At 68.9% G+C, this 8,102-nt stretch carries 10 protein-coding genes; 3 read left to right on the top strand and 7 right to left on the bottom strand.

Annotation, left to right across the window (positions count from 1 at the left end; all coding sequences use genetic code 11):
- The 3 genes from HOQ08_RS03960 to HOQ08_RS03950 all read left to right on the top strand — a co-directional run.
- On the top strand, positions 1 to 627 hold a 627-nt coding region (locus HOQ08_RS03960), incomplete at its 5' end, for an FAD-dependent oxidoreductase (RefSeq protein WP_291191884.1).
- Positions 628 to 643: 16 nt separating this feature from the next.
- A complete protein-coding gene (gene hutG / locus HOQ08_RS03955; protein ID WP_291191882.1) occupies positions 644 to 1,426 on the top strand; it encodes an N-formylglutamate deformylase in 783 nt (260 codons plus the stop codon).
- Positions 1,427 to 1,608: 182 nt separating this feature from the next.
- On the top strand, positions 1,609 to 1,842 hold the full coding sequence (locus tag HOQ08_RS03950) for a hypothetical protein (RefSeq protein ID WP_291191880.1): 234 nt from the start codon (positions 1,609 to 1,611) through the stop codon (positions 1,840 to 1,842).
- 57 nt (positions 1,843 to 1,899) lie between these two features.
- Here HOQ08_RS03950 and HOQ08_RS03945 read toward each other — a convergent pair whose 3' ends face one another.
- The 7 genes from HOQ08_RS03945 to asnS form a co-directional block, all read right to left on the bottom strand.
- Positions 1,900 to 2,322, bottom strand: coding sequence for a RidA family protein (locus HOQ08_RS03945; protein ID WP_291191878.1), 423 nt, complete (start codon positions 2,320 to 2,322; stop codon positions 1,900 to 1,902).
- On the bottom strand, positions 2,319 to 2,987 hold the full coding sequence (gene can, locus HOQ08_RS03940) for a carbonate dehydratase (RefSeq protein WP_291191876.1): 669 nt from the start codon (positions 2,985 to 2,987) through the stop codon (positions 2,319 to 2,321). The genes HOQ08_RS03945 and can overlap by 4 nt, the downstream gene beginning before the upstream one ends.
- A 12-nt stretch (positions 2,988 to 2,999) precedes the next feature.
- Positions 3,000 to 4,466 carry an aldehyde dehydrogenase gene (locus HOQ08_RS03935; RefSeq protein WP_291191874.1) on the bottom strand — a complete coding sequence of 489 codons (1,467 nt, stop codon included), beginning with the start codon at positions 4,464 to 4,466 and terminating at the stop codon, positions 3,000 to 3,002.
- Between the two features lie 114 nt (positions 4,467 to 4,580).
- Entirely contained in the window at positions 4,581 to 5,369 is a 789-nt protein-coding gene (locus HOQ08_RS03930; protein ID WP_291191872.1) for an SDR family oxidoreductase, read from the bottom strand.
- 36 nt (positions 5,370 to 5,405) lie between these two features.
- Positions 5,406 to 5,738 (bottom strand): hypothetical protein, encoded by a 333-nt coding sequence (locus HOQ08_RS03925; RefSeq protein ID WP_291191870.1) that lies wholly within the window; start codon positions 5,736 to 5,738, stop codon positions 5,406 to 5,408.
- Positions 5,735 to 6,526, bottom strand: coding sequence for a MalM family protein (locus HOQ08_RS03920; protein WP_291191868.1), 792 nt, complete (start codon positions 6,524 to 6,526; stop codon positions 5,735 to 5,737). The genes HOQ08_RS03925 and HOQ08_RS03920 overlap by 4 nt, the downstream gene beginning before the upstream one ends.
- A 19-nt stretch (positions 6,527 to 6,545) precedes the next feature.
- Positions 6,546 to 7,946 (bottom strand): asparagine--tRNA ligase, encoded by a 1,401-nt coding sequence (asnS, locus tag HOQ08_RS03915; RefSeq protein WP_291191865.1) that lies wholly within the window; start codon positions 7,944 to 7,946, stop codon positions 6,546 to 6,548.
- Positions 7,947 to 8,102 lie beyond the last annotated feature (156 nt).

Below are 8,102 nucleotides of genomic sequence, written 5' to 3'. Positions count from 1 at the left end.
CTGCTGGATGACGCGCGCGGCGCAGCGCATGGCCCGTACGATGCCCTGCTGTGGGCGGTCGGGCGCGTGCCCAACAGCGACGCGCTTGGACTGGAGCACATCGGCGTCGCGCGCGACGCCAAGGGCTTCATCGAGGTGGACGCGCACCAGAACACCAGCGTGCCGGGCATCACGGCCATCGGCGACGTCACCGCCTGTCCTGCGCTCACCCCGGTGGCCGTGGCTGCGGGCTATGCGCTGGCCGAGCGGCTGTTCGGCGGGCAGCCAGAGGCGCGGTTCGACTACCGGGCGATCCCCACCGTGGTATTCGCCGATCCGCCGCTGGGCATGATCGGCTTGAACGAGGCGCAGGCCCGCGAACGCCACGGCGACGCCGTGCAGGTCTACTGCAAGCGCTTCGTGCCCCTGCAACTGGCCGTCGCCGGGCATGCCACGCCGACCGTGATGAAGCTCATCTGCACGGGCGATGACGAGCGCGTGCTCGGCCTGCACGTGCTCGGCCCCGGAGTGGACGAGATGCTGCAGGGCTTCGCCGTGGCCATGCGCAAAGGACTCACGCGGCGCGAACTGCGCAGCGCCGTGGCGATCCACCCGAGCTCGGCCGAAGAACTGCTGCTGATGCACTAGCCGCTACACTGCACCGATGGACATCTTCCGCCTCGAAGCGGGCGTCGTGCCCCTGCTGATCAGCCTGCCGCACGACGGCAGCCACATCCCCGACGAGATCGCCACGCGCATGCACCCGACCGCGCGGCGATCGCCCGACACCGACTGGCACGTGGTCCGCCTGTACGCGCCGCTTGCGCAGGCGCTGGAGGCGAGCCTGCTGCGGCCGCTTGCGTCGCGCTACGTGGTCGACCTCAACCGCCCGGCCGATGGCCAGGCCTTGTATCCCGGCCGGCGGGAGACCGGGCTGGTCTCGACCATCGGCTTCGACGGCCAACCGCTGTATCTGGGCGCCGACAGCGAGCCGGACGCGGCCGAAATTCAACGTCGCGTGAACGATTATTGGCGGCCTTATCACGAGGCGCTGCAACAGGAACTTGCGAGGCTGCGTGCGCTGCACGGCCGTGTGGTGCTGTGGGAAGGCCATTCCATCCGCAGCATGGTGCCCATGCTGTTCGACGGGCGCCTGCCCGATCTCAACCTCGGCACCGCCGACGGCGGCAGTTGTTCGCCCGCGTTGCAGCGTCGCCTGCAGGCCGTGCTCGAAGGGCAGGAAACCTACGGTTTCGTGGTCAACGGCCGGTTCAAGGGCGGGTACATCACGCGCCACTACGGGCGCCCGGACGAAGGCGTCGAAGCGGTGCAGCTGGAAGTCGCGCAATGCAACTACATGGACGAGGCGAGTTTTGCCTGGGACGAGTCGAAGGCTGCAGCGTTGCGCCGGACGATCGAACCGCTGCTGCGCGCCTGCCTCGCCTGACGCAAGTTCCTGCGCGAAAGCGGCGGCACGCATCAAGTCAAGGCCCGGATCCGGCGCGCGGGAGGTGTAGGGCCCGGCCATTCAGTCGCGGTATCCCGCGGCAGGCACATCGTGGGTTCGCCGCGCCGCCCGCGATGCCGGGTTCCGGCCGGGTCCGCGGCGTTCCCAGCGAGGTTTCCATCATGCGCAAGCTTGTGATCGCTTCCCTGCTCGTGGCGGGCGTGGCTCTTTCCGGTGTGGTGCTGGCCCAGGACGCTGCCCCGCAGGCGGCGGCGACCAAGACCGAGCAGACCGCCGCTCCTGCAGCCAAGACCGCGCCGGCCACCGCTCCGGCCGCCAAGAAGACCATGACGCACCATCATCATCACCATCACAAGGCCAAGAAGGCGGCCGACGCGACCTCCGGCACCAAGTAGGCAGGTTCGGTCCGATCCTTCGGGCCCCGCCGGGTCAGCTGGCGGGGCCTTTCTTCGTCAGGGGCCCGGCAGGGCGGCCACGCACTTGAGTTCGATGGCGATCGGCGTGGGCAGGGCGCTGATGCCCAGCGTCGTGCGGCAGGCGTCGACGCCGGCGAAATGCTCGGCATAGAGCCGGTTGTAGGTGGGAAAATCGCGCGCCATGTCGGTGAGGAACACGGTCACGTCGACCAGGTCTTCCCAGTGTGCGCCGCTGGCTTCCAGCACCGCACGCACGTTGGCGAACACCTGCCGGCATTGCGCCTCGAAGTCGTAGGCGGCCAGGCTGCCGCCGTGGTCGTGGACGTTGCCCGGCACCTGGTTGCTGCCCGGCACGCGCGGGCCGACGCCGGACAGGAACAGCAGGTTGCCGACCCGGCGCGCATGCGGGTAGGCGCCGACCGGCGCGGGTGCCGCGTCGGTGCGGATGATGCCGCTCACGCCTGGCCCCGCCAGCGTTGCGCAAGGCCCTCCAGCGCCTTGCGGTAGGCCTCGGCCATGCCGTCGCGGCCGGTGACCACCAGGCCCAGGTCGTGCATGTGGCCGTCGGTGAGACCGTAGACCCAGGCGTGCACGGTCAGCCGCTGCCCGCGCTCCCACGCGTCCTGCACGATGCTGGTGCCGCAGACGTTGAGCGCCTGCTCGATGGCGTTGAGTTCGCACAGGCGATCGTGCCGCGCCGTGAAGGGGATGTCCGTCGGCAGCGAGACCTCGTGCTTGAACGCCACGTCCTTGACGTGGCGCAGCCAGTTGTCGATCAGGCCGAGCCGGTCGCGGCGCAGCACCGCGCCGACGCCGCCGCAGCCGTAGTGGCCGACCACCAGGATGTGCTCGACCTTGAGCACGTCGACCGCGAACTGGATCGTGCTGAGCGCGTTGAGGTCGGTGTGCACCACCACGTTGGCCACGTTGCGGTGGACGAAGATCTCGCCCGGCGGCAGGTCCACGATCTGGGTGGCGGGCACGCGCGAGTCGGAGCAGCCGATCCACAGGTACTTCGGCGCCTGCTGCTGCGAGAGCTGCTCGAAGAAATGCGGGTCGGCGGCGGTGACGCCGGCGGCCCAGCGGCGGTTGTTGGCGAGCAGGTCTTTCAGGGTGTGCGGCATGGATGTTCCAGGTCAGTAACGGATACAGACGTTCTTCGGCTCGGTGAAGAAGGCCAGCGCCTCGGCGCCGCCCTCCCGGCCCAGGCCGGACTGCTTGGCGCCGCCGAACGGCGTGCGCAGGTCGCGCAGCAGCCAGCAATTGACCCACACGATGCCGAAGTCGAGCGCCGCGGCGACGCGGTGGGCGCGGGAAAGGTCCTGCGTCCACAGCGAAGCGGCCAGACCGTAGGCGCTGTCGTTGGCCAGTGCGATCGCTTCGGCCTCGTCCTCGAAGGGGATCAGGCTCGCGACCGGGCCGAAGATTTCGGTCTGGTTGGTCGACGCCGTGTTGGGCAGGCCTTCGATCACGGTGGGCGCAACGAACCATCCGCCGGCGCAGCGGCCCTGGAGCCGCACCGGCTCGCCGCCGCACAGTACGCTGGCGCCGTCGGCGCGGGCCTGGTCGAGGCAGCGCATCACCTTGTCGAAATGCGCTTGCGATACCAGTGCACCGAGGTGGGTGCCGGGCTCGTCCGGATCGCCCACCACCAGCGCGCGCACGCGTTCAAGGTAGCGCTCGCGGAAGCCCTCGTAGATCGAACGCTGCACCAGCAGGCGCGAGCCGCACAGGCAGATCTCGCCCTGGTTGGCGAAGCCCGAGCGCACGATCGTGTCCAGGTTGGCATCGGAAAGATCGGCATCGGCGAACACGATCGCCGGGTTCTTGCCGCCCATCTCCAGCGATACCTTCTTGAACAGCGGCGCCGCGGTCGCCGCGATCGCCGCGCCGGTCGCGGTGCTGCCGGTGAAGGAGATCGCCTTGACTCTCGGATGCTCGACCAGCGCCTGTCCCACGCTCGGTCCGCGGCCCTGCACGATGTTGAGCACGCCCGGCGGGAAACCCGCGGCGATGCTCAGCTCCGCCAGCCGAACCGCGGTGCATGGCGTGACTTCGGATGGCTTGGCCACCACCGTGTTGCCGGCGGCGAGCGCCGGCGCGATCTTCCAGGTGAACAGGTACAGCGGCAGGTTCCACGGGCTGATGCAGCCGACCACGCCCAGCGGCTGGCGCAAGGTGTAGTTGATCGCTCCGGCGCCGGGCTGCCCCAGCGCCATCGCGTGCGACTCGCTGCCCCAGCCCTGGATCGTCGCGGCGAAGTAGCGCAGGTTGCTCACCGCGCGCGGGATGTCGAGGCTGCGTGCGAGCGCGAGCGGCTTGCCGCTGTCGCGCGATTCGAGCGCGGCGAAGGCGTCCAGGTCCTGTTCGATCAGCTCGGCGAGGCGCTGGAGCAGGCGCGCGCGCTGCTCGATCGGCGTGTGCGACCACCCCGGAGCCGCGCGCTGGGCGGCAGCAACGGCGTCCGCCACGTCGTTGGCGTCGGAGTCAGGGCAGTGCGCGAGGATTTCGCCGGTGGCCGGTTCGTGCACTTCGAGCCAACGGTCCGCCCTTGGTGCCACAAGGCGGCCGTCGATCAGGTTGGCGAGGCGCAGGGAAGGCATCCGTGCAAGCTTACGACCTGGGGACGGCGATTGCACCGGAGGGGGCGTATGCACGTCTTCGTAGGATGGGCTTCAGCCCGCCATGCGGAGAGAGCGGTGGCACCCTGCGAGCAACTAGCTCAACGTGCGCGTGCGCCCGCCGTCGACCGCGATGCTGACGCCGTTGACGTAGGCGGCGGCGGGCGTGCAGAGGAAGGCGATGACCGCCGCGACTTCGGCCGGCTCGCCGAAGCGGCGTGCCGGAATGGTCGCCATCAGGTCGCGCGCGATGTCGTTCTCGCTGCGGCCGCTGGCCGTGGCCTGCGCGCTGAGCAGGCTGTCGAGGCGCCCGGTGCGCGTATAGCCCGGCAGGACGTTGTTGACGGTGATGCCCTCGGCGGCCAGCTCGCCCGACAGCGTCTTGGCCCAGGCTGCCACCGCGGCGCGCACGGTGTTGGACACGCCCAGGTTCGCGATGGGTTCCTTCACCGAGGTCGAGATGACGTTGACGATGCGCCCGTAGTTGGCCTGGCGCATGCCGGGCAGCAAAGCCTGCACCATCGCCTGGCCGGCGATCAGGTGCTGGCGGAACGCCGCCTCGAACGCGGCCGGGTCGGCGGTGTGTGCCGGCCCACCGGGCGGCCCGCCGGTGTTGTTGACGAGGATGTGCACCGGATCGGCTGCGGCGATATCGGTGACCACCCCTTGCAGCCGTGCGGTGTCGAGCATGTCCACCGCCTGCCAGCCGTGTTCCTGGCGATGCGCGCGCGGCAGGCGGCCGGCCAGTTCCTCCAGCGCCTCGGTCGAGCGCGAGAGCAGGGTGACGGTGGCGCCCAGTTGGGCCAGCTCGATGGCGCTGGCCCGGCCGATGCCCTGCGAGGCGCCGCAAACCAGTGCATGGCGGCCGCTTAGATCCAGTTGCATCGGACACTCCTTACGGCAGTTCGAGGGGCGATGGGCTCAGCGCGCCTTCCATTGCAGGAACACCGCCGCGAACCAGCAGGCCCAGGCCAGCCACGGCGCGATGCGCCACAGCCGGAACCAGCGGGTGATCGCCGCGTCCTGCAGCAGTTCGGGCAGGCGCGGGCGGGTCAGGCGCAGCACGCGCTGCATGCGCATCCACGTGCGCATGCCGCTGGGCCGTCCTTGCTCCGGCTCGGCGATGATCCTCCACTGCTGCGGGTGATGGGTGCGTAGCAGGCTGGCGATGCGGAACTGCGCCAGGTAATACAGCACGAACCAAACGATGCCGCCGGCGAGCAACAGCAGGTACAGCATCACCACGAGGTTCACGTGCCGCCTCCGCTCCAGTGCGTGGGCAGGGCAGTGCGCAGCGTGTTGAGCAGCCCCTTGCCCTGCGGGGCCTTGTCGCAGATCGCGTTGTCCACCGCCTTCTGGTAGGTGTCGTTCATCAGGCCGACCCAGACGGTGCCGTCCGGGCCATGCGGGATGCGGAAGCTGCCGTTGCTGGCCATCTTCACCGGCGATTCCGCGGAAAACGCGGCCGGCGACTGTTCCCAATAGGTGTTGCCGGCCTGCTGGTCCGCCGAGCTGTAGACCACCAGGTAGCGCGCCTTGTCGCTGGCGACCTTGAAGGCGCCGAACGCGCCGGTGGTGGCGCTGCTCCAGCCCATGTACTCGCACAGTTGCACGTCCTGCGAATCGATCGGCTGGAACGCCGCATCCAGCAGCACGGTGGTGGGAGCGAACAGGTAGCTCGCGTGGAGCCAGCGGCCGTTCAAGTCGGACTTCAGCGCCACGCGGTAGGGCAGCTTCACGTCGGCCGGCAGGTGGAAGGCCAGGAAGTAGCTGCGTACGCCGTTGAGGTTGGCGACCATGCTGCCCGGGCCGAGCTCGAATTTCTTCGGCTGCCACGGCAGGGGGGTCTGGTAGGAGAAGTCCGCGAAGCTGCCGCAGCACGGCGTGGCCTTCTGCAGCTGCTGCCTGGCCTGCTCCAGGGCGTTGCCGGTATCGGTCGGCGCACGCAGGTTGGGCGGCACCAGCACCTTGACGCTGTGGCAGGCGCCCAGCAGCGAGGTGAGGATGACCAGCAGGATCGTCAGCGAAAAACGATGGAACATGGCAGATCAAACCATACGATCAGAAAAGGGCCGATCCGGCGGCGCGCGGGTAGGGGATCGCGTCGCGGATGTTGGACAGACCGCACACATAGCACAGCAGGCGCTCGAAGCCCAAGCCGAAGCCGGCGTGCGGGACGGTTCCGTAGCGGCGCAGGTCGCGGTACCAGCCGTAGGTGGCAAGGTCGAGCCCGAACTTGGTCATGCGCCGGTCGAGGTAGTCCAGGCGCTCCTCGCGCTGGCTGCCGCCGATGATCTCGCCGATGCCGGGCGCCAGCACATCCATCGCCGCGACGGTCTTCTCGTCGTCGTTGAGGCGCATGTAGAAGGCCTTGATCGCTTCCGGATAGTTCATCACCACCACCGGACGGCCGACGTGCTTCTCGGCGAGATAGCGCTCGTGCTCGGTCTGCAGGTCGATGCCCCAGGCGACCGGGTATTCGAACTTCTGGCCGGAGTTCTTCAGGATCTCGATCGCGTCGGTGTAGTCGATGCGCTCGAACGGCTGGGCGATGAAGGCTTCAAGCCGCGTGACGGCCTCCGGCAGCACGCGCTCGGCGAAGAACGCCATGTCGTCCGCGCGCTCCTCCAGCACCGCCTTGAAGATCGCCTTCAGGAAGCCTTCGGCGCAGTCGGCGTCGGCAGCCAGGTCGGCGAAGGCGATCTCCGGCTCGATCATCCAGAACTCGGCCAGGTGGCGCGGCGTGTTGGAGTTCTCCGCGCGGAAGGTCGGGCCGAAGGTGTAGACCTTGCTCATCGCCAGGCAGTAGGCCTCCACGTTGAGCTGGCCGGATACGGTCAGGAACGCCTCGCGGCCGAAGAAATCCTTGCGGTAGTCGATCTTGCCCCCGTCGGTGCGCGGCAGGTTGGCCAGGTCCAGCGTGGACAGGCGGAACATGTCGCCCGCGCCCTCGGCATCGGACGTCGTGATGATCGGGGTGTTGATCCAGAAGAAGCCTTCGGCCGTCAGGTGGCGATGGATCGCCGTCATCATCGTGTGGCGCACGCGCGTGACCGCACCGAACAGGTTGGTGCGCGGGCGCAGGTGGGCGACCTCGCGCAGGAACTCCATCGAGTGCTGCTTGGGCTGGATCGGGTAGGTCTCCGGATCGTCCACCAGGCCGGTGACCTCGACCGCGCTCGCCTGGATCTCGAAGGCCTGGCCCTTGCCCTGCGAGGGCACCAGCGTGCCGGTGACGATCACGCCGGCGCCCGCGGTCAGGTGGTGGACCTCGCTCTCGTAGTTGGCGAGCGTGGCCGGCGCCACCGCCTGGATCGGGTCGAAGCAGGAGCCGTCGCTGACGTTGACGAAGGAAAGCCCGGCTTTCGAATCGCGCCGCGTGCGCACCCAGCCGCGCACGGTCACCGTGCTGCCGGCTTCGACGGCACCGGAAAGGGCCTGCTTCACACTCACTACCGCCATGGGACTGGGACTCCTGCGCGCGCGCTGCACCGGGCGCTGTCATGTTCGATTGCGCGCCGGCCGGCGCGTCGGGGTAAACCTGCATGATAATGTAGGCCTGCAGCCTTCTTCATCCCGGCGCCCATGAGCATTTCGATCACTCCCCCCGCCCGCGAA

The sequence above is a fragment of the Frateuria sp. genome, assembly GCF_013362045.1.
Taxonomy (GTDB): Bacteria; Pseudomonadota; Gammaproteobacteria; order Xanthomonadales; family Rhodanobacteraceae; genus Frateuria_A.
The sequence above is the reverse complement of the archived record's forward strand: the minus strand, read 5'-3'. Positions and strand labels throughout refer to the sequence as shown.